22 protein-coding genes are annotated in these 23,428 nt (G+C 73.6%); 12 read left to right on the plus strand and 10 right to left on the minus strand.

The genetic code is table 11. From position 1 onward, the window contains the following. Positions 1–197 precede the first annotated feature (197 nt). The 3 genes from ACZ6S8_RS38255 to ACZ6S8_RS38265 are packed head-to-tail and all read left to right on the plus strand — an operon-like array spanning position 198 to position 1,860. A complete protein-coding gene (locus tag ACZ6S8_RS38255; RefSeq protein ID WP_469462854.1) occupies positions 198–863 on the plus strand; it encodes a nucleotidyltransferase family protein in 666 nt (221 codons plus the stop codon). Further along, positions 863–1,117: a hypothetical protein gene (locus ACZ6S8_RS38260; protein WP_469462857.1), complete on the plus strand. Its 255-nt coding sequence runs from the start codon at positions 863–865 to the stop codon at positions 1,115–1,117. Before ACZ6S8_RS38255 ends, ACZ6S8_RS38260 begins: the two co-directional genes overlap by 1 nt. Then, the gene (locus tag ACZ6S8_RS38265; protein WP_469462859.1) at positions 1,114–1,860 is read left to right on the plus strand and encodes a metallophosphoesterase family protein; all 747 of its coding nucleotides are present in this window, start codon (positions 1,114–1,116) and stop codon (positions 1,858–1,860) included. Before ACZ6S8_RS38260 ends, ACZ6S8_RS38265 begins: the two co-directional genes overlap by 4 nt. A 117-nt stretch (positions 1,861–1,977) precedes the next feature. On the opposite strand, the gene ACZ6S8_RS38270 is transcribed toward ACZ6S8_RS38265, so the two are convergent. Continuing rightward, complete coding sequence (locus ACZ6S8_RS38270) at positions 1,978–2,151, minus strand: CsbD family protein (RefSeq protein WP_469462861.1); 174 nt, start codon at positions 2,149–2,151, stop codon at positions 1,978–1,980. Positions 2,152–2,397: 246 nt separating this feature from the next. Between ACZ6S8_RS38270 and ACZ6S8_RS38275 the strand changes: the two genes are divergently transcribed. Continuing rightward, positions 2,398–2,889, plus strand: a complete 492-nt coding sequence (locus tag ACZ6S8_RS38275) for a hypothetical protein (protein ID WP_469462863.1) — start codon at positions 2,398–2,400, stop codon at positions 2,887–2,889. A 103-nt stretch (positions 2,890–2,992) separates the two neighbouring features. On the opposite strand, the gene ACZ6S8_RS38280 is transcribed toward ACZ6S8_RS38275, so the two are convergent. Next, positions 2,993–4,726, minus strand: coding sequence for a hypothetical protein (locus ACZ6S8_RS38280; protein ID WP_469462865.1), 1,734 nt, complete (start codon positions 4,724–4,726; stop codon positions 2,993–2,995). A gap of 209 nt (positions 4,727–4,935) precedes the next feature. Between ACZ6S8_RS38280 and ACZ6S8_RS38285 the strand changes: the two genes are divergently transcribed. Next, positions 4,936–5,385 (plus strand): SRPBCC family protein, encoded by a 450-nt coding sequence (locus tag ACZ6S8_RS38285; protein WP_469462894.1) that lies wholly within the window; start codon positions 4,936–4,938, stop codon positions 5,383–5,385. 51 nt (positions 5,386–5,436) lie between these two features. Here ACZ6S8_RS38285 and ACZ6S8_RS38290 read toward each other — a convergent pair whose 3' ends face one another. The 3 genes from ACZ6S8_RS38290 to ACZ6S8_RS38300 all read right to left on the minus strand — a co-directional run bounded on the left by ACZ6S8_RS38290 (position 5,437) and on the right by ACZ6S8_RS38300 (position 7,873). Then, positions 5,437–5,844, minus strand: coding sequence for an SsgA family sporulation/cell division regulator (locus tag ACZ6S8_RS38290; protein ID WP_469462867.1), 408 nt, complete (start codon positions 5,842–5,844; stop codon positions 5,437–5,439). 164 nt (positions 5,845–6,008) lie between these two features. Further along, positions 6,009–6,983, minus strand: a complete 975-nt coding sequence (locus tag ACZ6S8_RS38295) for an anti-sigma factor RsbA family regulatory protein (RefSeq protein ID WP_469462870.1) — start codon at positions 6,981–6,983, stop codon at positions 6,009–6,011. Then, positions 6,980–7,873 carry an MEDS domain-containing protein gene (locus ACZ6S8_RS38300; protein ID WP_469462872.1) on the minus strand — a complete coding sequence of 298 codons (894 nt, stop codon included), beginning with the start codon at positions 7,871–7,873 and terminating at the stop codon, positions 6,980–6,982. Before ACZ6S8_RS38300 ends, ACZ6S8_RS38295 begins: the two co-directional genes overlap by 4 nt. Positions 7,874–8,136: 263 nt before the next feature. Here ACZ6S8_RS38300 and ACZ6S8_RS38305 point away from each other — a divergent pair, with 263 nt between their 5' ends. Beyond that, complete coding sequence (locus tag ACZ6S8_RS38305) at positions 8,137–12,708, plus strand: HAMP domain-containing protein (RefSeq protein ID WP_469462873.1); 4,572 nt, start codon at positions 8,137–8,139, stop codon at positions 12,706–12,708. Positions 12,709–12,750: 42 nt separating this feature from the next. Further along, the gene (locus tag ACZ6S8_RS38310; RefSeq protein WP_469462875.1) at positions 12,751–15,255 is read left to right on the plus strand and encodes a SpoIIE family protein phosphatase; all 2,505 of its coding nucleotides are present in this window, start codon (positions 12,751–12,753) and stop codon (positions 15,253–15,255) included. A gap of 7 nt (positions 15,256–15,262) precedes the next feature. On the opposite strand, the gene ACZ6S8_RS38315 is transcribed toward ACZ6S8_RS38310, so the two are convergent. From ACZ6S8_RS38315 to ACZ6S8_RS38325, 3 genes are all read right to left on the minus strand, one after another. Beyond that, complete coding sequence (locus ACZ6S8_RS38315; RefSeq protein WP_469462877.1) at positions 15,263–15,733, minus strand: ATP-binding protein; 471 nt, start codon at positions 15,731–15,733, stop codon at positions 15,263–15,265. 140 nt (positions 15,734–15,873) lie between these two features. After that, complete coding sequence (locus ACZ6S8_RS38320; RefSeq protein ID WP_469462879.1) at positions 15,874–16,917, minus strand: YihY/virulence factor BrkB family protein; 1,044 nt, start codon at positions 16,915–16,917, stop codon at positions 15,874–15,876. A gap of 57 nt (positions 16,918–16,974) precedes the next feature. Continuing rightward, positions 16,975–17,958 (minus strand): magnesium and cobalt transport protein CorA, encoded by a 984-nt coding sequence (locus tag ACZ6S8_RS38325; protein ID WP_469462881.1) that lies wholly within the window; start codon positions 17,956–17,958, stop codon positions 16,975–16,977. A gap of 159 nt (positions 17,959–18,117) precedes the next feature. Between ACZ6S8_RS38325 and ACZ6S8_RS38330 the strand changes: the two genes are divergently transcribed. The 4 genes from ACZ6S8_RS38330 (at position 18,118) to ACZ6S8_RS38345 (ending at position 20,973) form a co-directional block, all read left to right on the plus strand. Next, positions 18,118–19,110 carry a GlxA family transcriptional regulator gene (locus ACZ6S8_RS38330; protein WP_469462883.1) on the plus strand — a complete coding sequence of 331 codons (993 nt, stop codon included), beginning with the start codon at positions 18,118–18,120 and terminating at the stop codon, positions 19,108–19,110. A 144-nt stretch (positions 19,111–19,254) separates the two neighbouring features. Beyond that, positions 19,255–19,878: a cysteine hydrolase family protein gene (locus tag ACZ6S8_RS38335; protein WP_469462885.1), complete on the plus strand. Its 624-nt coding sequence runs from the start codon at positions 19,255–19,257 to the stop codon at positions 19,876–19,878. A gap of 187 nt (positions 19,879–20,065) precedes the next feature. Beyond that, complete coding sequence (locus tag ACZ6S8_RS38340; RefSeq protein WP_469462887.1) at positions 20,066–20,437, plus strand: STAS domain-containing protein; 372 nt, start codon at positions 20,066–20,068, stop codon at positions 20,435–20,437. Between the two features lie 77 nt (positions 20,438–20,514). Further along, a complete protein-coding gene (locus ACZ6S8_RS38345; protein WP_469462889.1) occupies positions 20,515–20,973 on the plus strand; it encodes an ATP-binding protein in 459 nt (152 codons plus the stop codon). A 19-nt stretch (positions 20,974–20,992) separates the two neighbouring features. Here ACZ6S8_RS38345 and ACZ6S8_RS38350 read toward each other — a convergent pair whose 3' ends face one another. Both ACZ6S8_RS38350 and ACZ6S8_RS38355 read right to left on the minus strand, forming a co-directional pair. Further along, positions 20,993–21,874: a SigB/SigF/SigG family RNA polymerase sigma factor gene (locus ACZ6S8_RS38350; RefSeq protein ID WP_469462891.1), complete on the minus strand. Its 882-nt coding sequence runs from the start codon at positions 21,872–21,874 to the stop codon at positions 20,993–20,995. 250 nt (positions 21,875–22,124) lie between these two features. Then, positions 22,125–23,057 carry an ABC transporter substrate-binding protein gene (locus ACZ6S8_RS38355; protein ID WP_469462892.1) on the minus strand — a complete coding sequence of 311 codons (933 nt, stop codon included), beginning with the start codon at positions 23,055–23,057 and terminating at the stop codon, positions 22,125–22,127. A gap of 42 nt (positions 23,058–23,099) precedes the next feature. On the opposite strand from ACZ6S8_RS38355, the gene ACZ6S8_RS38360 reads away from it, so the two are divergent. Continuing rightward, on the plus strand, positions 23,100–23,428 hold a 329-nt coding region (locus ACZ6S8_RS38360; RefSeq protein WP_469462896.1), incomplete at its 3' end, for an enoyl-CoA hydratase/isomerase family protein.

Genomic DNA, 23,428 nt, shown 5'->3' on the forward strand with positions numbered 1-23,428 from the left:
TGCGCCGCCACCCTCCACCTCGAAGACCGCCTCACCCACCACCTCCACACCACCTGGACACACGGACACACCGCCCTGCGCACCACCCTCCCCGACCACTGAACCCGCCCCGCAGGCGTGGCCGCGGGCGACGCGGTCACCCGCACGGGGTGGCATCCGGAGGGTTTCGGGCGGGCGGGACCGGTTACGCGCCCCTTATGACGCCAACGAAGCCGGCGAGCCCGCCCACGGGGCAGGTGCCCGAGAGTCTGAGTCCCCCCGCCCCGGCCGAGGGCCCGCTGCCCAAGGACCACACCCAGGCGATCCTGGAGACGACCAAGCTGGTGGCGGCGCTCCTGAAGCGGTCCGGACCGCCGTTCGCACTCGCCGGGAGCGTGGCCGCGTTCGCCCACGGACTGCCGGCCCGTTTCCAGCACGACACCGACTTCTGCGTCCGGCCCGAGGACGCCGACGCCGCGATCAAGGCCCTGGAGGAGGGCGGCATCGCGATGCGCCGGGCCCCCGAGGACTGGCTGGTCAAGGGCCGGTCCGGCGGTGAGGAGATCGACCTGATCTTCGAGCTGGCCCGGCGCCCCGTCAGCACCGAGCTCCTGGAGCGGGCCCACGTCAAGGCGGTCGACTCGGTGTGGATGCCGGTCCTGGCGCCCACCGACCTCATGGACAGCAAGCTCGCCGCCCTCTGCGAGCACTACTGCGACTTCGGCGACCTGCTGCCCATGGCGCGCATGCTGCGGGAACAGATCGACTGGGCCCGGCTGGACCGCACCTACCGGTCCGAACCGCTGCCCGACGCGTTCCTCCACCTCCTGGAGGGGCTGCGCGTCATCGACCGGCGGGACACCGCGGGACGGGAGGAGAAGTGATGACATCCCAGGAGAACGTCGAGTACCGCATCGCCCACCTGCTCGACCGGCTGGCGAGCGAGGACCTCGCCGAGCTGGGCGTGCGCATCGAGGCGCGCGGGGCCGGAGTCCTGGTCCGGGGCAGCGTCTCCAGCCCCGAGTGCCGGGCCGAGGTCCTGCGGGTCACGGCGGAGGAGCTCTCCGGGCTCGACTGGCGGGAGGACGTCACGGTCTGCCGGCCGGGGCCGCCCGACCACTCCGAGGAGCTGTCGTGATCCGGGTGGCGGCCGTCGGGGACATCCACCTCGGCCCGGGCAGTGCGGGAACCCTCCGGCCGGCCTTCGACACGCTGGGGGAGTGCGCGGACCTGCTGCTGCTGGCCGGCGACCTGACGCGGCACGGCACCCGGGAGGAGGCGAGGATCGTCGCCGGAGAGGTGGCGGGACTCGACGTCCCCGTCGTCGCGGTCCTCGGCAACCACGACTACCAGAGCGACCAGGAGAAGGCGGTCGCGGAAGAGCTGACCGCCGTGGGGGTGCACGTGCTGGAGGGCACGGGCATCGTCCTCGACGTCGGCGGCACGCGGGTCGGCGTCGCCGGGACCAAGGGCTTCTGCGGAGGCTTCGCCGGGCGCAGCGGAAGCGAGTTCGGCGAGCCGGAGATGAAGGCGTTCATCGGCTACACCCGCAGCTGTGCGGACGGGCTGGGCAGGGCGCTGCGCGAGCTACGGGACGACGGCAGCGACGTACGGATCGCCCTCACCCACTTCGCGCCCGTGCCGGACACCCTCGCGGGCGAGCCCCTGGAGATCTACCCCTTCCTCGGCAGCTACCTGCTCGCGGAGGCGATGGACGAGGCGGGAGCGGACCTGGCCGTCCACGGCCACGCCCACGCGGGCACCGAGCACGGGATGACGGCGGGCGGGGTCCGCGTCCGCAACGTGGCGATGCCGGTCATCGACCGGGCCTTCGCCGTCTACCACCTCACGGGCGGGACGCAGGAGCCGGCCGGGCCGTGACGGCGCCGCCGGCGCACGTGCGTCGGCGAACCCGGCGAACCCGGCGCACATGCGTCGGCGGACATGCGACGGGGCCGGGACCGCTGATCGCGGTCCCGGCCCCGTTCGCGGGAGCCCTCAGTGCTTGAAGGTGTCCTTGACCTTCTCCTTGGCCTCGCGCGCATCGCCCTTGGCCTGCTCCGCGCGGCCCTCGGCGGTCAGCCGCTCGTTGCCCGTCAGGCGGCCGGCGGTTTCCTTGAGCTTGCCCTTGGCCTGCTCGCCCTTGGCCTCGGTCTTCTGCTCACCAGACATGCCGATCACTCCCTGTGCGGTGGAAAACGTCTTACGGACCCTCGTATGACCGGCGGGAGCCCGTTGAAACGGGGCGGTCCGCGCGGGACGTCCGGCATCGGCAGGGGGACGGTCGTTCGGTGGCGCCCCTTCCGGGTGGCCCGTACGACAACCCCTGGGCCACCCGGTACGGCGCGGGTGTTCGCGCTGTTGGTGGGTAGTCGCGCCGTGACAGCGGCGTACGCGAACGAGGAAGGGACCCCCCCGATGACCGACCAGCCCCACCGCCACGAGCCCACCCCGTCGCCCGAGGAGCTGCGCAAGCGGACCGAGCACACCCGCGACCGGGTCGGGCAGGACGTCGAGGCACTGGCGGGCGGCGCCGGCTCCGCGACCGCGGAGCGCGCGGGAGAGGCGGCCGCCGAGGCGCGGGACAGGGCCGTCACGGCGAAGGAGCAGGCCGTGCAGAAGGCGGCTCTGGTCGCCGACCAGATCCGCGCCACGGCCGGAGGGGCCGCGCAGCGGGTGAAGGACACGACTCCGGACGCCGTCCTGGAGCAGGCGGCCCAGGCATCCGGCCTGCTGGGCAGGGCCACGGCCGCCGCCGGCCGGTTCGCGGCGGAGAACACCCCCGAGCCGGTGCTCGACCGGGCCGGACAGGCCGCGGCGGTGGCGCGGGCCAACAAGACCCCGCTGCTCGCCGCCGGCGCCGTACTGCTCGCGTTCCTGCTGGTGCGTCGGGGCCGGGGCCGCAAGTGAACGCCCGACGGGGCGCGTGACGGGCACCCGGCCCCGCTGCCCGACGACGGCCGCCCGCCCCCGGGGGGGCGGGCGGCCGGGTGCGCGGCGCGGTGCCGGGCCGTCAGTTCCGGTCGTACGTGCCGAACAGGTCGACGATCAGATCGGTCGGCTGCCAGCCGCGGTTCCAGAAGTCGACGAGGTCGGTGCGGCCCGTGCTCGCCTGAACGAGGTTCGAGACGGTGGCGTCCTTCGTCCAGTTCAGGAGGGACGAGTCCGGCGGGGTGGGCCGGACGGCCTTGCCGTCGATGTAGTCGTCCAGGGTGTTCGGGTCCGGGGCGACCGACAGGTGACCGCTGCCCTGGGGGTTGGTCACCGTCGCGTTCAGGACGAGGGAGTCGAGCGCCATGCCGGAGGTCCACAGGGTCTGGTGGTGGTAGTCCTGGCCGGCGAGGGGCACGGAGGTCCGTGAGTCGTGCAGCCGGCGGGGCTCCACCGGCAGGTAGGCCGCCCTGCCGTCGGCGCTGTAGTAGCCGGTGACGTCCACGATCACGTCCGCCGGACTCCATGCGCCGTTGAGGACGCCGACCGTGCCGTCCGGTCCGACCGGCACGATCACCGCGTTGGCGACGGTCTGCCCCGCGGTGAAGTTCACGTTCGACGTGACCGGTGCCGGCCGGCCGCCCGGGAACACCGTGAGGTGGCCCGAGGTCTTCGGTTCGGTCACCGTGACGTTCAGGGCCACGGCCGTCACGCCGGTGGCCGGCAGCCCGCCCCGGCCGGCGACCTGCACGCCGAGGGTCTTCCGTCCGGCGACCTGGCCGCGGGGCGCGCCCAGTCCCTCCCGGGTGTCGACGAGCCGCGAGGGCTTGACGGAGGTGTACCCGGCGGCGGCGGAGCGGGTGAAGTAGCCCGTCACGTCGGCGATCAGGTCCACCGTGCCCGTGCTGCGGTTGGCGAGCTCGACGTACCCGTCCTCGCTGACCGGCACGATCGCCAGGTTCGGCACGGTCTGCCCCGCGGTGAAGTTGACGTTCGAGGTGGCGGGCCGCTCCTTGTCGGCGGCGTACGCGATGACGTGCCCGGCCGCCGCGGTGTTGGTGGCGGTGATGTTCAGGGCCACGGCGGTCACCCCGGCCGGGATGCCGGCGGTGCCCGCGATCCTCACCCGGGCCGTGGCGTACGGGGCGACCGGGCGGGCCGCCGCGGCGCCGGTGCCGTCACGGGTGTCCAGGAGCCGGGTGGGCGCGTGCGGCGTGAACTCCGTGCCGTCCACGACGACGTCCTTGACGGTGGTGGAGGTCGTCCGGGAGGACAGGTCCGTCGCCGTGATCGTGATCGTGTGGGAGCCCACCTCCGCGTACGTGTGCTTGAAGTACGCGAACTCCTCGGACCTGCCGTAGCTCCGCTCGACGGCGCCGTCCCCCCAGTCGACGGCGAACTCGGACCAGCTGTCGGTCAGATCGGTGCTCACGGAGGTTGCCAGCCCGATGCCGTGCGCGTGGGAGGGGGACGTGCCCATGCCCACCTCGAACCACTCGGGCTGCTTCGCGCGGGCCGGGGCGCCGGACCCGGCCGGCGACCTCTGGGCCCCGGCCCCGGTACCGGCCTTCACCCTGGCCTCGGCGTCCGCCTTCTTCGCGGCGGTGTCCTGTGCGGCGGCCCGGCGGGCGGCCTCCCGGACGGCGGCGTCCTGCGCCGCGGCGCTCGGTGCGGAACCGGCCCCCGGCGCCGGGGACGTGGCGACCCCGGCGCGGCCGGGATCCGCGGACGGACCCGCTGCCTGCGCCGTGGCGGGTATGAAGCCGACTGCTGCCGCGACGACGGCGGCGGAGATCATGACGCGGTGACGGTGCACCGGCCCCCCTCAATCTTGAACTTGTTCACAAAGTCATGATCAGATTACACGCACCGCCTCCCGGACGGGGCGGTCCCGGCGGGGTGTGGTGACACGTGGGCATGGCAGGGCGCGCTCGGGGCAGCCGCGTGAGGAGAGCACGAGCATCCGTGAGGCGTCCGCCGCGCCGGTCCCGCCCGGCGGCGGACCGCTACGAGGAGGTCGAGTCCATGTCGCAGGTCGAGCAGTCCATCGAGGTCGACGTGCCCGTCCGCGCGGTCTACGACCAGTGGACCCGCTTCGAGACGTTCCCCCGCTTCATGGCCGGGGTCGAGCGGATCACGCGGGTCAACGACACGCTGACGCACTGGAAGACGAAGGTCTCCGGTGTGGAGCGGGAGTTCGACGCCGAGATCACCGAGCGGATCCCCGACGAACGCATCGCGTGGACCACGGTCGGAGGCCAGGTGGGGCAGGCCGGTGTGGTCACCCTGCACCGGCTCGACGACGCGCGGACGAAGGTGATGCTGCAGATGGACTTCGACCCCGAGGGCGTCGCCGAGAACGTCGGCGACAAGCTCGGCTTCGTCACGCGCCGCGTCACCGGCGACCTGGAGCTCTTCAAGGAGTACATCGAATCCCGCGGTTCCGGCGAGGACCCCTGGCCGGGAACCGTCTGACACCGCCGGGCCGCCCGTGGGCTCGCGTCCCCCTGGCGGCGCCCCGGAGGTTCAGCGGGCCAGGAGCTTTTCGAGGAACGCGTCGGCGTCGAAGCTCTCGGCCCCCGGCGCGGTCACGGCGTACGTCTCCTCCAGGAACCCATCGACCCCGTGGGCGTCGAGGAGGAGCACCGCCCCCGGCCCACCCGAGGAGTCGCGCAGCGCGACCCGTACGGACTCGCCCTCGGGGGTCCACTGCGGCCGGAAGGTGACGTCCCCCTCGCCCACGGGGCGGTGGAGTCCCTCGGCCAGCATCTGGCGGTCGAAGCACCAGGACGGCAGGCCGGCGTGCCGGGTGAAGAACTGCGCCCGCACCGCGTACGGGTCGGCGGGGTCGTAGGTGAACCGGCCGAGGAGGGGAACGGTGTCCCCGACCGCCACCTGGAGGCGGACGCTGATCAGGGCGGACACAGGGGACATCACGAAGGGCCTCCGGGGGTGGGCTACGCAGCCGCCACCCGTGTGCCCCTTCTCGCGCGGCCCACGCTGCGCCATCCGAAGGAACCGCGCCCGGCCGCGCACCGCCGCCCGGAGGCCTCGGCGCGACGGCGCCGCACGCGGTGACGGCCCGTCTCAGCGGACCCTCAGGAGAGGTCCATGGACAGGCGGACGGTGGTGCCGCCGCTCCGGGTGTCGATCTCCACGAGGTCGCACAGCTGGCGCACCGCCCACAGCCCGTGCCCCCGCCGGCCGGACGGGTCCGGCGGCAGGTAGCCCGCGTACCAGTCGGTGCCGCTCGGGCCGGGGTCCGTGACGTCGCACACGATGCGGTGGCCGGAGCGCCCCAGGGTCACCCGCCCGTGGCCGGCGCCGTGCCGGACGGCGTTGGTGGCGACCTCGTTGACGGCCAGGACGAGCCGCTGCACCCCGGCGCCGGACAGGCCCAACGCGGTGGCGGTGCGCGCCACGAAGGCCCGCGTCCCGTCCAGATCGGCTCCGAAGCGCAGCACGCCGCCGTCCCGGCCGTCGGCCGGGAGCGCCGTCACCTCCCGGTCCCACGCCCCGTCCGGAGCGGTCGGCGGAACGTAGCGGTCGCCGGCCCCCGCGCCCGGTCCGGCCACCACCCGGGGGTGGGTCCGCAGGGCGTCCCGGACCACCGCCCCGGGCAGGGAACGGATGTCGTACGGGCACACGATCCACGCCGGGCAGGGGGCGAAGGCGACGTTGAGCGCCGATTCGTAGCGGGTCCACTCCGCGGTCTCCAGGGCGTCGCGCCCGTGCCACACCGGTTCGCCGATCACCCGCACCCGCCGGTGGGCGCCGCCCGCGGTGCGGCGCGCGACGTACCGGTGGTACGCGCCCAGCGTGCGGCCCGGGGTCCGGTACCAGAGGCCGGCCGCGACGAACTCCACGTGGGCGGCGGCGTCTCCCAGCGCCCGGCGCAGCAGGCCGGCGTTGGTGTCGGTGGTCACCGCGAGGACGGCGTCGTCCGCGCGCAGGCCGTCCAGGCAGAACGGCACGGTCGCGGCCAGGAACTCCTCGTCGCTGCCGTAGACCAGTGCCTGGTGCGTCAGGACCGGGCCGCCGCCGGGCCGCGGGACCGTGGTGCCGGTGATCATGTCGCTGTCTCCCGGGCCGTGACGACGAGGGACGGCGTCTCGTCCCAGCCGACCATGCTGACGACCTGGCACAGCAGCGGCGCGAGGTCCACCACGTGCAGCCGCCGCTCCGCCGGCAGCCGGCCGGCCGCGTGCGCCAGCGCCCGTACGCCGGCCAGGTCGATGAACTCCAGGGCGCTCATGTCCACCCACACGTCCCCCGGCCACTCCAGGGTCGTCTCCAGGGCGGCGGCCAGCGCGTCCGTGGCACGGTGGTCCACCGTGCCCACGACCCGCAGGGCCCGCTGCCCGGCCCGGAAGGAGGGCACGAGCCGCAGACCGGGGACGGCGTGCAGTTCCTCCTGCTCCACGGCGCCGGGGTGGGCGCGGTCGAACGCGTCCAGTGCGGCGGGAGGAAAGAGGCGGGCGTCGTACTGGCAGACCGCCGAGGCGGACCGCCCGGCGAAGACCTCGGTGACCCGCTTCTCGTACCGTTCGAGCTGGTCGGTCCCGGGCACGTCGCGCAGCGCCCAGCCCATCTCCCCGCTGACCCGGAATCCGCGGTGGCCGGCCGCCAGGGAGTCCTCAACTTCCCGGCGCAGGCCGTCGGCCATGGCCTCGGCGTCGAACGAGCCCGTCGCCAGGTAGCTCGCCCCGGCCGTCGTCACCTGCAACCGGCCGCTCTCCACCGCCCGCTGCGGATCGGTCCCCGCCGCGCCGAGCCAGCCGAGCACCTGCCGGGGATCCCGTCCGTCGGCGAAGTACAGCACGCGTTCACCGCGCTCCAGCCCTGCCGAGACGTAGGAGGTGACCACCCGGCGCTGCTCCGCGTCGTCCGCGAACGCCAGACACAGGTGATCACCGTGGGTCATGTCCTGCACCCGGTGTTCCCTGTCCGCCCGCGTGGTCATCGGAGATCCACAGCCTTCACCGTTCCCGTCCCCAGCCTCGGCGGCGTCCGTCGCGGGCCGCGCCGAGGCGAGCCCGCCCGCACACTCTAGCGGCGGGTCCCGCGGGACACGTTCCCGCTTTCGGCCCGGCATCCGGCGCGCTTCGGCCGCCCGGACCCCCGCTCCCGACCGGCTCGTGCGTACGGAGTTGCGCGGGGGTTTAGCCTGGCGCGGGGACGCCCGAAGCAGCGGGCGGGGCCTGCGTACAGGGAGATGGGGCAGGGATGGTCGAGCCGGCGGTTACAGGGACGGGCGCGAAGGTGTCGGGGGCGGTGGGGGAGCCGGAGCTGCGGCAGCTCCTGGCCGGCCTCACGGCCGTCCGCGACGGTGACTTCGGCACGCGCCTGCCCGACGAGGCCGACGGGCTGCTGGGTGAGATCGCCACGGTCTTCAACGGCATGGTCGACCAGCTCTCCCTGTTCACGTCGGAGGTGACCCGCGTCGCCCGCGAGGTCGGGACCGAGGGAACCCTGGGCGGTCAGGCCGAGGTTCCGGGCGTCTCCGGAACGTGGGCCGACCTGACGGACTCCGTCAACGCGATGGCCGGCAACCTCACCACCCAGGTGCGCGACATCGCCCAGGTGGCCACCGCGGTCGCCCGCGGCGACCTCTCGCAGAAGATCGACGTGGCGGCCCGGGGCGAGATCCTGGAGCTGAAGGACACCGTCAACACGATGGTGGACCAGCTGTCCTCCTTCGCCGACGAGGTCACCCGCGTGGCGCGCGAGGTCGGCAGCGAGGGACGGCTCGGCGGCCAGGCCGAGGTGCCCGGCGTCGCCGGCGTGTGGCGCGACCTGACCGACTCGGTGAACTTCATGGCGGGGAACCTGACCGATCAGGTCCGCAACATCGCCCAGGTGACGACGGCGGTCGCCAAGGGCGACCTGTCGCAGAAGATCGCGGTCGACGCCCGGGGCGAGATCCTGGAGCTCAAGAACACCATCAACACGATGGTGGACCAGCTGTCCGCGTTCGCCGACGAGGTCACCCGCATGGCCCGGGAGGTCGGTACGGACGGCCGGCTGGGCGGCCAGGCGGACGTGAAGGGGGTCTCGGGCACCTGGCGGGACCTGACCGACTCGGTGAACTTCATGGCCGGGAACCTCACCGCGCAGGTCCGCTCGATCGCGGAGGTCGCCACCGCGGTGGCGCAGGGCGACCTGTCGCAGAAGATCCGGGTCGACGCCCGGGGCGAGATCCTGGAGCTGAAGACGACCATCAACACGATGGTGGACCAGCTGTCCGCGTTCGCCGACGAGGTGACGCGCGTGGCCCGGGAGGTCGGGACGGACGGCCGGCTGGGCGGCCAGGCGGACGTGAAGGGGGTCTCCGGTACCTGGCGGGACCTGACCGACTCGGTGAACTTCATGGCCGACAACCTCACCGCGCAGGTCCGCTCGATCGCGGAGGTCACCACCGCGGTGGCGCAGGGCGACCTGTCGCAGAAGATCCGGGTCGACGCCCGCGGCGAGATCCTGGAGCTGAAGGAGACCATCAACACGATGGTCGACCAGCTGTCCGCCTTCGCCGACGAGGTCACCCGCGTGGCCCGCGAGGTGGGCACCGAGGGCAACCTGGGCGGCCAGGCCACCGTACGGGGCGTGTCGGGCACCTGGAAGGACCTCACGGACAACGTCAACGTCATGGCGTCCAACCTGACGGGCCAGGTGCGGTCCATCGCCCAGGTGGCGACGGCCGTGGCCCGCGGCGACCTCTCCCAGAAGATCATGGTGGAGGCGAAGGGCGAGGTCGCGGCGCTGGCCGGGGTGATCAACACGATGGTCGACACGCTGTCGGCGTTCGCGGACGAGGTGACGCGCGTGGCGCGCGAGGTGGGCACGGAGGGCCGGCTGGGCGGTCAGGCGCGGGTGCCGAACGTGGCGGGGACGTGGAAGGACCTGACGGACAACGTCAATTCCATGGCGAACAACCTGACGGGTCAGGTCCGCAACATCGCACTGGTCACGACGGCCGTCGCGAACGGTGACCTGTCGAAGAAGATCGACGTGGACGCGCGGGGCGAGATCCTGGAACTGAAGACCACGATCAACACGATGGTCGACCAGCTGTCGTCGTTCGCCGCGGAGGTGACGCGCGTGGCGCGCGAGGTCGGCAGTGAGGGCCGGCTGGGCGGTCAGGCCGAGGTCGAGGGCGTGTCGGGTACGTGGAAGCGGCTGACGGAGAACGTCAACGAGCTGGCGGGGAACCTGACCCGGCAGGTCCGTGCGATCGCGGAAGTGGCCAGCGCGGTGGCCGAGGGCGACCTGACCCGGTCGATCACGGTGGACGCCTCGGGTGAGGTCGCCGAGCTCAAGGACAACATCAACTCGATGGTCGGCTCGCTGCGCGAGACGACCCGCGCCAACCAGGTACAGGACTGGCTGAAGTCGAACCTGGCGCAGATCTCCGGCCTGATGCAGGGCCACCGCGACCTCGCCGTCGTCGCCGAACTCGTCATGGACGAACTGGCCCCCCTGGTCGACGCCAGCTACGGGGCCTTCTACCTCGCCGAGGAGGCCGACGGCGAGACCTGGCTCTCCCTGATCGGCTCGTTCGGACGGCCCGCCGACCGCCCCGCCGCCCTGCGCGTGCGGCGCGGCGAGACCCTGGTGGGACAGGCGGCCCGCAGCCGCCGCATCCTCACCACCGACAACCTGCCGCCCGGCTACCTGATCTCCTCCGGACTGGGGGCGGCCGCCCCCGCCAACCTCATCGTGCTGCCGATCCTCGTCGAGGACCAGGTCCTCGGGGTGATCGAGCTCGCCACGTTCAACTCCTTCACGCCCGTGCACCGCGACTTCCTCGGGCGCCTGATGGAGACCGTCGGCGTCAACGTCAGCACCATCGTCGCCAACGCCCGTACCGACGAACTCCTCGGGGAGTCGCAGCGCCTCACGGGCGAACTCCAGGCCCGGTCCGAGCAGTTGCAGGTCCAGCAGGACGAACTCCAGAGGTCCAACGCCGAACTGGAGGAGAAGGCCGCCCTGCTCGCCACGCAGAACCGCGACATCGAGACGAAGAACCTGGAGATCGAGCAGGCCCGCCAGGAACTGGAGGACCGCGCACAGCAGTTGTCGCTCGCCTCGAAGTACAAGTCCGAGTTCCTGGCCAACATGAGCCACGAGCTGCGCACCCCGCTCAACAGCCTGCTCATCCTGGCCCAGCTGCTCTCGCAGAACCCGAGCCGCAACCTCACCCCGAAGCAGGTGGAGTACGCGGGCATCATCCACTCCGCCGGCTCCGACCTCCTCCAGCTCATCAACGACATCCTCGACCTGTCGAAGGTCGAGGCGGGCAAGATGGACGTCAACCTGGAACGGGTCTCGCTCAAGCGGCTCCTCAACTACGTGGAAGCCTCCTTCCGGCCCCTCACCAGCCAGAAGGGCCTCGACTTCGACATCACGAGCTCGGCCGGCGTGCCGGTGGACCTGCTCACCGACGACGCGCGGCTCCAGCAGATCCTGCGCAACCTGCTGTCCAACGCGGTGAAGTTCACCGAGAGCGGCCGGGTCCAGCTGCGGATCGAACCCGCGAACGCCGCGGAGCTCCCGGCGGAGCTGACCCGGTCCGGGTCGGTCGTCGCCTTCAAGGTCGTCGACACGGGCATCGGCATCGCCGAGGAGCAGCTGGAGGTCATCTTCGCGGCCTTCCAGCAGGCCGACGGCACGACCAGCCGCAAGTACGGCGGCACCGGACTCGGGCTGTCCATCACCCGGGAGATCGCCCGGCTCCTCGGCGGCGTGGTGACCGCCAGCAGTGCGCCGGGCGAGGGTTCCACGTTCACCCTGTACCTGCCGGTGTCGCGCCCCGACTTCGTCGAACGGGACACGGAGGTCCCCGCTCTGGAGGGCGCCGTCCCCGACTCCGCCGACCAGCCGGGCGAGAGCGCCGCGGACGCCGGCGAGGACCGCCACCCCCGGCGGCTCCTGGTGATCGAGGAGCGCAGCAACGGTCTCCTCAGCCTCGTCGCCGAGAGCGCCGCGGCCGACCTGATCGCCGGACGGGCCGCCGTGGGGCCGTCCGACCAGGTCGAGGTGGTCGCCGCCGTGACCGCCGCGGACGCGGCCGCCGTGCTCGCCCAGTCCCCGTTCCACTGCGTGGTCCTCGAACTGGGCTCCAGCGGCGAGGCCCTGAGCTTCCTGCGCGCCATGGCGGGGGACTCCGCCCTGGCGTCCCTGCCGGTGCTGGCCCACGACAACCGGCGCATGACGGGGGACCAGCAGCGGGAGGTCGCCCGGCACGCGACCGGCCGGCGCCTGGAGGTCCTCTCCAGCCTGGACGAACTCCGCGAGCGGATCACCCTGCACCTCTCGGTGGACCGGCTGGGGGACGTCCTGCCCCTCGTCCGGCCCGAGGCCGACACCGCCCCGTCGGAGCCGGCCCCCATCGAACCCGGCCTCGCCGACATGTCCGTCCTGGTGGTCGATGACGATCCGCGCAACCTGTACGCGATCAGCGGCATCCTCGAACTCCACGGCATCCGCGTCCTGCACGCCGAGAACGGCCGCAAGGGCATCGACACGCTGATGAGCACGCCGGGCATCGACCTGATCCTGATGGACGTCATGATGCCCGAGCTCGACGGGTACGCGGCGACCGCGGAGATCAGGAACATGCCCCAGTACGCGGACCTGCCCATCATCTCGGTCACCGCCAAGGCCATGCCCGGCGACCGCGAGAAGAGCATCGCCTCCGGGTCGAGCGACTACGTCACCAAGCCCGTCGACGCCGACGACCTGATCGCCCGGCTCCGCCGCTGGCTCCTGCCGCAGGACACCTCGGGCTCCCGTGCCTGACGTTCCCGCCCCCGCCGCCCCCACGGAAGAAGCCGACCGCCGGTGAACAGCGCCCACGACGAGTCCGGAGCACCCCGGCACCCCCTCCCGCCGTCCGCGCGGGGCGCCGCCGCGGACGTTCCGGCCGCGCGCCGCACCGCGGAGCACGACGCCCCCGCGGCGGCCGGGGCCGAGGAGGACCGGAGCGAAGGGACTCCTCCCCGCGGCCGGCCGGCCGGCGAGGTGGGCCGGCTCGCCGCCACCGTGGAGCGGCTGCGCCAGGAGGCCCAGGAGGCCCAGTGGGCCGCCGACGGGCGCGCGCTGATCGAGATGGCCAAGGGGATCCTCGTGGGCCGGCTCGGCTGCGGGCCCGCCGAGGCCTCCCGGCAACTGACCCGGCTGGCGGCGCAGTCGGGCGCCACCGTCCTCGGCCTGGCCGTCGACGTCATCAACCAGGCGGCCCGCGACCAGGTCAGCGAGGTCGCCGCGGAGTTCCTCAAGTCCGCGGACGGCGAGCCGCCGGCGGAGGGGGACCCCGCCCCGGCCGTCCGGCTGCGGGCTGCGGAGAGCCGGGCGCTGGCCGCGACCGACTCCCAGGCCGTCGCCACCGCACTGCTGGAGAACGCGCTCGGACCCCTCGGCGCGTACGGCGCCGCCATCTGGCTCGTGGGTCCGGACTCCTCGCTCGCCCTGGTCGGCCAGGCCGGGTTCACGGAGGAGGAGGCCGCCCGCTGGCGCTACGTCCCCCCGGAGGTGGCCACCTGCGCCCGGCTGGCGCTGCACGGCCGGGACCTCGCCGTGGTCCCCAGCCTCTCCGACGCGGGGATCCCGACGATCGGCCGGCGCCAGCATCCCGACGGCGGCCGCGTCGTGGTCCCGGCGGGGACCGGGGGCCGGATCCACGGAGTGCTGGAGGTGAGCTGGCCGGACCGGCTGCCGCCCCAGCCGCCGCAGGTCCTGCGCCAGCTGGAGGCCCTGGCCGAGCTGTGCGCCCACACCCTGGGGGAGCGACCCGCGCAGGAGCAGCCCCGGTCCGCGGGCACCCCGCACCCGGCGGGCGTCGCCGAGCTGGCGGACCTCGCCGACCACCTCCACGACCCCGTACTGATCCTGACCCCCCACCTCGACGCGGCCGGACAGCTGGCCGACTTCCGCATCCACCACACGAACAAGCGGTTCGTCGATCCCGCCGGCCGCCCCCGCTCGCTCGTCACCGGCGCGCCCTTCCTGGAGGCGTACCCCGCCGCCGCCGAGGCCGACGGGCTCTTCTCCCGGCTGGAACGGGTCTACGCCACGGGCGAGCCGTGCGAGGCTTCGCGCACCACCCTGACGGCCTACGTCGGAGAGGTCCCCCTCACCTCCGTCGCCGACGTGGGCATCAGCCGCCACGGCGCCGCCCTCCTCCTCGTCTGGAAGATCGAGGACGAGGCCGCGCGGCTGGCCAGCCTCCTGCAGCACGCGCAGCGCCTCGGCCGGGTGGGCGGTTTCGAACAGGACCTCGGGACCGGGACCATCACCTGGAACGGCCAGCTCTTCGCCCTCTTCGGGCTGCCCGAGACCGCCTCACCCGTCCCCCTGGAGGACCTGGCCGCGCACGCCCACCCCCACGACGTCAACTCGATCGGCCGGTTCCTGCGCACGCTGCTGCACCGGCTCCGCGAGTCATCGGTGGACTTCCGCCTGCGCCGCCCCGACGGGATCATCCGCCACATCCGGATCGTGGCCGAGCCCGTGCTGGACGAGCGGGGGCGCCTGCGGTCCGTACGGGGCGCCTGCCAGGACATCTCGGCGCAGCACTGGACCGAGGTGGCCCTCGCCGCCACCCGCGACCAGCTCGCCAGCAGCGAGGCCGCGTCCGCGGACCGCACTCGGCTCGCCCTCCAGCTCCAGCAGGCCATCATGCCGCCCGCCCCGGCGCCGCTGGAGGTCCCCGGGATCCGCATCGCGGTCCGCTACCGGCCCGCGGAGTCGGAATCCCTCGTCGGCGGCGACTGGTACGACTCCGTCGTGCTGCCGGACCAGAAGATCCTCATCAGCGTCGGTGACGTGGCCGGGCACGGCATCCAGGCGGCCACCGGCATGGTCGTCCTGCGCAACGCGCTGCGCGGCCTCGCCGTGACCGGCGCCGGCCCGGCGCAGCTGCTCTCCTGGCTGAACACCGTCACCTACCACCTCACCAGCTACCTGACCGCCACCGCCGTCTGCGGGATCTACGACCCGGCCACCCGCTCGCTGCGCTGGGCGCGCGCCGGTCACCTGCCGCCCGTCCTGGTGCGCGGGGGCAGCGCCCGGGCGTTCCCGCTGACCTCCGGGGCGCTCCTCGGGGCCATGCCCGACGTGGTCTACGCGGAGGAGGAGGTGCAGCTGGAGCAGGAGGACGTCCTGCTCATGTACACCGACGGGCTGGTCGAACGCCGGGACGTGTCGGTGATGGACGCGCTGGCCCAGCTGCTCTCCGTGGCGTCGCGGCCCGCCGACTCCCTGGAGAAGCGGCTCGACAACCTGCTGACCTACAGTGCGTCCGACACCGACGACGACACGTGCCTCATCGGGGTCCAGGTGCGCTGATCGGTGATCAGTCGGGTGCGGGTGCGGGTGCGGGTGCGGGTGCGGGTGCCGGTCCGGCCGCCGGATGGTCGGTCCCGGCCAGGGCGATCGAGGCCGTGACCCGCTTGCCGGCGCCCTCAGGCCGGACGTGGAAGCTCCGGGCGGCGGCGATGACGATCTCCAGGCCGTGCTGGCCGATGCGGTACGGGTCGGGCGTCAGGATGCCGGGAGGCGTCGGGTTGTCGTCCCGCACGCCGACCTCGACGGCGCCGTCCCGGACCTCCAGTACGAGGAGGTAGGGGCCCGGGGCGTACTTGCGGGCGTTGGTGACCAGCTCGCTGACCACCAGCTCGACGGTCTCCAGGACGTTCTGCGGGACGGGAACCCCGTGCTTGTCCTGTACGTCCGCCAGGAACGAGCGGGCCAGCTCCCGCGCGGCCGCGACCTTCTCGGTGCCGTCGAACGCGGCGGTGACCGATATGGGGCGATGAGTCCACATGTGTCGGTCGCTGCCCTCCGCCGACTCGTTCATCGGTTCCGTCCCGCTCGCCCGGCACGCACACCCGCGCGGGGACGTCTCCCCGCGCATTCTACGGACGCGGCCGGGCGGCGCGCTCCCGGGGCACCGGACGGGCCGGGTCACTCCATCCGACGGCGGTCCTCGTCGCTCCAGGCACGGGTGTCGCGGGGCCGGACGTACGGCTCCTCGTCCGCGGGCATCCCTCCGGCGATCGCACGCTGGCGGGCCATCTCCGCGTCGAACTCCAGTCCGAGCAGGACGGCGAGGTTGGTGATCCACAGCCACACGAGGAAGACGATGACACCGGCGACGGTGCCGTACGTCTTGTTGTACGAGGCGAAGTTCGCGACGTAGAAGGCGAATCCGGCGGAGGCGCCCATCCAGATCACCAGCGCCAGCACACTGCCCGGGGTCACCCACTTGAGGCCGCGCCCCTTGGCGTTCGGGGCGGCCCAGTACAGCAGCGCGATCATGACCGTGACGAGGAGGACCAGGACCGGCCACTTGGCGATCGACCACACGGTCAGGGCGTGGTCCCCGATGCCCAGGGCGCCGCCCGCCTGCCGGGCCAGGCCGCCGGTGAAGACGACGATGAGCGCGCTGGCGCAGGCGAGGACCATCAGGGTCACGGTGAGCGCCAGGCGCAGCGGCAGCACCTTCCACACCGGCCGGCCCTCGGGGATGTCGTAGACGGCGTTGGAGGCGCGGATGAAGGCGGCGATGTAGCCGGAGGCGGACCACACGGCCACCACCAGGCCGACGACGGCCAGCAGCGATCCGACGCCGCTGTTGCCCTGCAGCTGGACGACCGCGTCGCTGATCACGTCGCGGGCGGAGCCGGGGGCCAGCTGCTGCAGGTTGTCCAGCACCTGCCTGGTCGCCGACTCGCCCGCCATGCCCAGCAGGGACACGAGGACCAGGAGGGCGGGGAAGAGCGCCAGCACTCCGTAGTAGGTCAGGGCGGCCGCGCGGTCGGCGAGCTCGTCGTTCGTGAACTCCTTGACCGTGCCGCGCAGGACGGCGAGCCACGACCGTGCCGGGAGCCCGGAGGGCTGGTCGGGAGCCTGCTCCTCCACGGCCGGGTCCGGGCCCGCCCGGTCTTCCCCGCCGGTGCCGGGGCGCGCGGGCCCGCCGTCCCGGTCCGCCTTCGTGATGTCTGTCATTCCCCGCTGGTTACCCGTTCGGCGGCAGTCATGTCCGAACGGCTCCACCGGTGTGTCTCACAGCCAGCCGTTGCGGCGGAAGGAGCGGTACAGGGCGCCCGACGCGGCCGCCATGAGGCCGACGGCCAGGGGGTAGCCGTACGTCCAGCCCAGCTCGGGCATGTGCGCGAAGTTCATGCCGTACACCCCGGCGACCATCGTCGGGACCGCGAAGATCGCCGCCCAGGCGGAGATGCGCCGCATGTCGTCGTTCTGCCAGGTGCCCACTCGGGCCTGCTGGGCGTCGAGGACCGAGTTCAGCAGCTCGTCGAGGGTGCGGACCTCGATGTCCGTGCGGTGCAGGTGGTCGGCGACGTCACGGAAGTAGGGGACGATCTCCGGCGGATGGTCCTCCTGGCCCAGCCCGCTCAGCAGGCTGCTCAGCACCGGTACGAGAGGCTGCACCGCGTCGCGGAACTCGCGGACTTCCCGCTTGAGGGAGTAGATCCGCTCCGTGTGGTCGACGCGCGAGGTGGAGAAGACCTGGTCCTCCAGCCGGTTCAGCGCACTGCGCACCCGGGCGGCGGCGTCGCTGTAGGCGTCGACGATGACGTCCAGGACGGCGTGCAGGGCGGCCCAGGAGCCGAGGTGGAGCAGGTCGGGGTCGGCGTCGAGCCGGCGGGCGGCCTCGGGGCAGGGGTCGACCGTGCCGTGCCGCACGGTGAGGAGGTAGCGGGGGCCGACGAAGAGCATCATCTCGCCGGTCTCCACCGCGGCCTCCTCCTCGACGTACCAGAGGGTCTTCAGCGCGACGGCCAGGACGTCGCCGAAGCGCTCGCGCTTCGGGCGCTGGTGCGCGTGGACCGCGTCCTCGACGGCCAGGGGGTGCAGGCCCAGCTCCTCGGCCAGCTGCACGAGTTCGTTCTCGGACGGATCGGCCACGCGCACCCAGCCGAACTCGCCCTCGCCGAGCCCCCGCAGCCGCTTGAGGACCAGCTGGCAGGCCTCGTCCTCCACGGCGCACTCCACGGTCTCCGACCGGTCCGCCCGCTTCCCGTACACCACGCATTCCATCTCCCGCGCATGCTTCGGCGCTCCGCGTTCATGCGCGGGAGCCCGTGTGGCGTGCGTCCCGCGGGGCGGACGCCACGACGTCCGGATGTCCGGATGTGACAGGGAACCGTCATTGCGGCCGCGGGCGGGCGGGCCGAGGATGGGGGCATGTCCCCTTCGCACCGGGTCGTCATCGCGGTCTTCCCCGATGTCGACCTCCTCGACGTCGCCGGCCCGGCCGAGGTGTTCGCGCTGGCCAACCGGGAGACGGGCGGCCGCGCCGGCTACCGGGTCCGCCTGGCCGGACCGGTCGCCGGCGAGGTCCGCACGTCGGCGGGGGTCCGGCTGCTCACCGACCTGACCTTCGACGAGGTCGGCGGGCAGGTGGACACCCTGCTGGTGCCCGGCGCGGTCGACATGACCGGTGAGGGCCCGGTGGCCCGCGTCGACGCCGGCGTCGTGGAGTGGGTGAGGACGACCGCCCCGAGGGCCCGGCGCGTGGCGTCGGTGTGCGTCGGAGCGCACGTGCTGGCCGCCGCGGGACTGCTCGACGGGAAGACGGCGACCACCCACTGGTCGACGGCGGCCCAGCTCGCGGCCGACCACCCGGCCGTCACCGTCGATCCGGACCCGATCTTCGTCCGCACCGACCGCGGACGGCTGTGGACCGGGGCCGGGATCAGCGCCTGTCTCGACCTCGCCCTGGCTCTGGTTGCCGAGGACCTGGGGGAGGACGTCGCCCTGTCCGTGGCGCGGCAGCTGGTGATGTACCTCAAGCGACAGGGCGGCCAGAGCCAGTTCTCCGTGCCGCTCAGCCGCCCCGCCTCCGAGCGGCGCGACATCGACGCACTGCGCCTGTGGATCGCCGACCACCTGGACGAGGACCTGTCCGCGCCGGCCCTCGCGGCCCGGATGTGCCTGAGCGAACGGCACTTCGCCCGGGTGTTCAAGCAGGAGACGGGCACCAGCACGGCCGACTACGTCGCCGCCGCCCGGGTGGAGGCGGCCCGCCGGCTGCTGGAGAGCACCGACCGCCCCCTGGAGCAGGTCGCCGCCGTCGCCGGTTTCGGCTCGGCCGAGACCCTGCACCGAGCCTTCCGGCGGCAGCTCGCCACGACCCCGGGCGCCTACCGCCGCCGCTTCCGCACCGGGTCCTGGTGACCCGCTCCTCGTGACCCGTACCCCCTGACCCGTACCTCCCGACCCCGCTCCTCCCGATCCCGCCGCCACCCGTACCCCGGTACGCCCGGCCCGCGCGGGCCCGGCGCTCCGCCGTGCCCGAAACCCCTTCGAAAGGCTCCTCCGATGAACGCGATCCACCCCTCCGCCACCCTGCGCGACGTGATCGGCCTGGACAGCCGCCCGCCGCGCCTGGCCGAGTCCGCCCTGATCATGATCGACTTCCAGAACACCTACCGCACCGGGGTCATGGCCCTCGAAGGGGCCGAGGAAGCGCTCGTGGCGGCCGCCCGGCTGCTGGAGCGCGCCCGCGCCGCGGGCATCCCGGTCGTCCACGTCGTCAACGACGGCGGCGAGGGCAGCCCGTACGACATCCGGGCCCGCATCGGGGCCGTCAGCGACGAAGTCGCCCCGGCGGACGGCGAACCGGTCGTGGTCAAGCAGTTCCCCGACTCCTTCCACGCCACCGTGCTGGAGAAGACGCTGCGCGACCTCGGCGTGGTCCCGGAGGCCGGTGCGAGCCTGGTCCTGGCCGGCTTCATGACGCACATGTGCGTCAGCCACACCGCTCAGGGCGCCTTCCACCTCGGCTACCGGCCGACCGTCGTCGCCGACGCGACCGCCACGCGGGCCCTCCCCGCCCCGGACGGCTCCGTCCTGACCGCCGCGGCGCTCCAGACCGCGGCCCTGACCACCGTCACCGACCTGTTCGGCACCGTCGTCCCCACCGCCGACGCCCTCCCCGCCTGACCGGCGCTTCCCCGCCGGCTCCGGTCGGGCCATGTCGGTGGCCGCGCGGGGGGTTGTCCATCCGTACCGTTCCCCTCAGGCTTCCGTCACCGGGGCCGCCCGGCCCCGTCTCGCTTCCCGTGCGGGCGCAGGCGTATCGCAGCGGCTTTCGGGAAGGGGCATGGACGAGATGGAAGGGTGATGCCGGATGGTTGGCGGAGCGGACAGTGAGCGCTTCACCGTCGCGGTGCGGGAGGTGGACGGAGCCGTCGTCCTGGAGCTGGCGGGCGAGCTGGACCACGACACCGCGCAGCCCCTGCGCGAGGCCCTCGACGCGGCGGTCACCCCCGGTGGCCGGCTGCTGGTGGACCTGGCGGGGCTGGGCTTCTGCGATTCCACCGGACTGAACGTGCTCCTCCACAGCCGGCTCACGGCCCGGGAGGCCGGCGCCACCCTGGAGCTGGCCGGCCTGAGCGGCTCGGTCTCCCGGATGTTCCGCATCACCGGCGCGGACGGGGTCTTCCCCGTACACGCCAGCGTGGCGGAGGCGCTGCGCCCGGCCGCCGGTCCGTCCGGCTGACGGCGCCGCCGCGGCCGGGTACGGACCACCCCGACGGCACCGGCCGGCCGCCACCCGACACGAGGAGTCCGATCGCCATGGAACAGCGGGGGTCACCCGGCAGGACCTGGTACCTGGGGCTGGACGGCACCACCGACGTCGTGACGCGCAGCCGCGACTTCGCACGCCGGGCCCTGACCGCCTGGCGCTGGCTCCCGGCCTCGGCGGAGGAGGAGCAGGCGGCCGCCGACGACGTCCTGCTCCTGGTCTCCGAGGTGGTGGCCAACGCCTGCCTGCACGGGGGCGGCCCCGGGTCCCTGATGATGGACTGCACCGAGGAGCGGCTCCGGATCGAGGTGACCGACGGCAACCCCGCGCCGCCGGTGCCCGTACGCCCCCCGACCGCGGACCGGCGGGGCCGGCCGGGCGGGCACGGACTGCTGATCGTGGAGCGGCTGGCCCGCAGCTGGGGGTCCCGCCCCTGGTCGGGCGGAAAGTGCGTGTGGGTGGAGGTGGCCGTGCCCTCACCGGTGCTCCGCGCCTGGTCGGCGGGGTGAGGGGCGCGCGCCCCACCTCCTAGCACGGGGCCCGCCGGACCCGTACCGGAACATCCGTGAGCAGCGCGGTGCGGAGCCGGCCGAGGATGCGGCTCAGCAGCCGGGAGACGTGCATCTGGGACAGGCCGAGCCGCGCGCCGATCTCCGCCTGGGTCAGCTCGTCGCCGAACCGGAGCGACAGGATGAGCCGCTCGCGTTCGCCAAGCAGGGCGAGCAGCGGTCTGAGCGACTCCCGGCACTCGATCCGGTCGTACCCGGCCTCGGTGCCGCCCAGCGCGCGGGCGAGGGGCCCGGTTTCCGGCTCGGGCGCCACGCCGTGGTCGAGCGAGGCGGCGACGTACCCGTTGGCCGCCTGCCGCCCCTGCGCCAGCTCGCCGCCGGTGATCCCCATGCGCGCGGCGAGTTCGCGTTCGCTCGGCTCGTGGCCGAGCCGCTGTTCGAGAACGTCGTGTGTCCTGACGATGTCGAGCCGCATTTCCTGGAGTCGCCGGGGCACCTTGACGGACCAGCTGGTGTCCCGGAAGAACCGCATCATCTCCCCGGTGATGGTGGGCAGTCCGAAGGTCGCGAACTCCACCCCCCGGTCGACGTCGTACCGGTTGATCGCCTTGATCAGCCCCACGGTGCCGACCTGCACGATGTCGTCCATCGGCTCGAAGCGGCCCCGGAAGCGCAGGGCGGCGTACCGGACCAGGCTGAGGTTGAGCTCGACGAGCGAGTTGCGGACGCAGGAGTGGGCGTCGGTGCCCTCCCGCAGCGTGCGCAGGCGCCGGAACAGCGGTACGGACAGGGCCCGGGCGCCGGCGGTGCTCACCGAGCGGGGATCCTCGGGGAGGTCGAGGGCCTTGCGACGGGTGTGGCCGGGGCAGGGGTCGGTCGGGGCGCATTCGGTGCGTGGCATGTGGTGCCTCCGACGGGGGGTGCCGGCCCGGCGGGCGCGGCGGTACCGTCGTGGGTGACCCGCAGGGCTCCTACCCCGTCCCGGACCGCCCAGGCGGCGCGTCGCCCCATGTGGCCGGAACCGGCCCACGGGCGCGGGATCCGCCGCCGGGGCGCGCCCGCGGGCCCCTCGCCCGGCACCCGGGCCGCGGAGGCGACCCACGCCCGGCCCGATCGCTCGGGCGTCCCCTCCGCCCCAGGGACCCCGCGGCTCAGACCAGGCGGGCCGCCTCCGCCCCCGTGACCGGATCACCCGCCTCCACCCCGTGCAGCAGCCGGGCCAGGACCTCCGCCCCGCGCACCACCCGCGGCCCGGGCCGGTTGAAGTACGCGGGGCCGTCCAGCACCCACACCTCGCCCCGGCGCACGGCGGGCAGGTCCGACCAGCCGGGCAGCGCGGTCAGCAGCTCCCGTTCGCGCAGGGTCCGTTCAGGGGCGAAGCCGCAGGGCAGCACCAGCACCACGTCGGGCCGGGCCTCCCGTACGTCGTCCCAGGTCATCGGCCGCGTGTGTTCCCCCGGCGCGGCGAGCAGGGGTGCGCCGCCCGCCGCCGTGATCTGCTCCGGCACCCAGTGCCCGGCGGGCCACAGCGGGTCCAGCCACTCGATGGCCACCACGCGGGGCCGGACCCGCCCCGCCGCGAGGCGCCCGGCCGTCAGGCGCCGTACGTCCTCCAGCCGCGCCGCGAGTTCCGCGCGCCGGGCCACCGCCCGCTCCCGTACGCCGAGGAGCTCGCCCACCGTGACCAGGCAGTCGAGCACGTCGTCCAGGGTGCGCGGCTCCAGGCTCAGCACCCGCGGCCCGCCGCCGTCCAGCACGCGCACGGCCCGGCTGACCCCGGCGTACGACACCGCGCAGACGTCGCACAGGTCCTGGGTGAGCACCACGTCGGGGGCCAGCGCGGCGAGGGCGGCGGTGTCCAGGGTGTACAGCGAGGAGCCGCTGTGCGCCGCCCCGCCCACGGCCTCGGAGATCTCCCGGCTGGTCAGGGTCTCCGCGGCGAACTCGGCGGCCGTGACCACGGGCACCCCGGCGACCTCGGCCGGCGGCCAGTCGCACTCGTGCGTCCGCCCGACGAGCGCGTCGGCGAGACCCAGTTCGGCGACGATGTCGGTGGCGGCGGGCAGCAGGGAGACGATGCGCATCCCCCGACCCTAAGCGGACGCGGACATACTGGCGGGGTGAAGATCGAAGACGACAACGCCGTCCTGTTCGACGTCGAGGGCCACACCGGTGTGGTCACCCTGAACCGGCCCAAGGCCCTGAACGCCCTCACCCGCCCCATGGTCGTGCGCATCGACGAGGCGCTGTCGGCCTGGGAGCACGATCCGGCGATCGTGCAGGTCCTGATCCGCGGTGCGGGTGAGCGGGGGTTGTGTGCGGGGGGTGACATCCGGGCGATCTATGAGGACGCGCGGGTGGGTGGGGGTGGTTCGGCGGGTTTCTGGCGGGACGAGTACCGGTTGAACGCGCGGATCGCGGGGTTTTCGAAGCCGTACGTGGCGTTGATGGACGG

It is taken from the genome of Streptomyces sp. NPDC048461, from assembly GCF_055587105.1.

What these genes read in the sequence shown, in the direction of transcription:
- ACZ6S8_RS38285 (WP_469462894.1), top strand. Translation starts at nt 4,936, where the DNA reads ATGTCGCAGGTCGAGCAGTCCATCGAGGTCGACGTGCCCGTCCGCGCG.
- ACZ6S8_RS38350 (WP_469462891.1), bottom strand. Translation starts at nt 21,874, where the DNA reads ATGCCACGCACCGAATGCGCCCCGACCGACCCCTGCCCCGGCCACACC.
- ACZ6S8_RS38275 (WP_469462863.1), top strand. Translation starts at nt 2,398, where the DNA reads ATGACCGACCAGCCCCACCGCCACGAGCCCACCCCGTCGCCCGAGGAG.
- ACZ6S8_RS38295 (WP_469462870.1), bottom strand. Translation starts at nt 6,983, where the DNA reads ATGATCACCGGCACCACGGTCCCGCGGCCCGGCGGCGGCCCGGTCCTG.
- ACZ6S8_RS38345 (WP_469462889.1), top strand. Translation starts at nt 20,515, where the DNA reads ATGGAACAGCGGGGGTCACCCGGCAGGACCTGGTACCTGGGGCTGGAC.
- ACZ6S8_RS38290 (WP_469462867.1), bottom strand. Translation starts at nt 5,844, where the DNA reads ATGTCCCCTGTGTCCGCCCTGATCAGCGTCCGCCTCCAGGTGGCGGTC.
- ACZ6S8_RS38340 (WP_469462887.1), top strand. Translation starts at nt 20,066, where the DNA reads ATGGTTGGCGGAGCGGACAGTGAGCGCTTCACCGTCGCGGTGCGGGAG.
- ACZ6S8_RS38330 (WP_469462883.1), top strand. Translation starts at nt 18,118, where the DNA reads ATGTCCCCTTCGCACCGGGTCGTCATCGCGGTCTTCCCCGATGTCGAC.
- ACZ6S8_RS38305 (WP_469462873.1), top strand. Translation starts at nt 8,137, where the DNA reads ATGGTCGAGCCGGCGGTTACAGGGACGGGCGCGAAGGTGTCGGGGGCG.
- ACZ6S8_RS38255 (WP_469462854.1), top strand. Translation starts at nt 198, where the DNA reads ATGACGCCAACGAAGCCGGCGAGCCCGCCCACGGGGCAGGTGCCCGAG.
- ACZ6S8_RS38355 (WP_469462892.1), bottom strand. Translation starts at nt 23,057, where the DNA reads ATGCGCATCGTCTCCCTGCTGCCCGCCGCCACCGACATCGTCGCCGAA.
- ACZ6S8_RS38300 (WP_469462872.1), bottom strand. Translation starts at nt 7,873, where the DNA reads ATGACCACGCGGGCGGACAGGGAACACCGGGTGCAGGACATGACCCAC.
- ACZ6S8_RS38260 (WP_469462857.1), top strand. Translation starts at nt 863, where the DNA reads ATGACATCCCAGGAGAACGTCGAGTACCGCATCGCCCACCTGCTCGAC.
- ACZ6S8_RS38335 (WP_469462885.1), top strand. Translation starts at nt 19,255, where the DNA reads ATGAACGCGATCCACCCCTCCGCCACCCTGCGCGACGTGATCGGCCTG.
- ACZ6S8_RS38270 (WP_469462861.1), bottom strand. Translation starts at nt 2,151, where the DNA reads ATGTCTGGTGAGCAGAAGACCGAGGCCAAGGGCGAGCAGGCCAAGGGC.
- ACZ6S8_RS38315 (WP_469462877.1), bottom strand. Translation starts at nt 15,733, where the DNA reads ATGTGGACTCATCGCCCCATATCGGTCACCGCCGCGTTCGACGGCACC.
- ACZ6S8_RS38320 (WP_469462879.1), bottom strand. Translation starts at nt 16,917, where the DNA reads ATGACAGACATCACGAAGGCGGACCGGGACGGCGGGCCCGCGCGCCCC.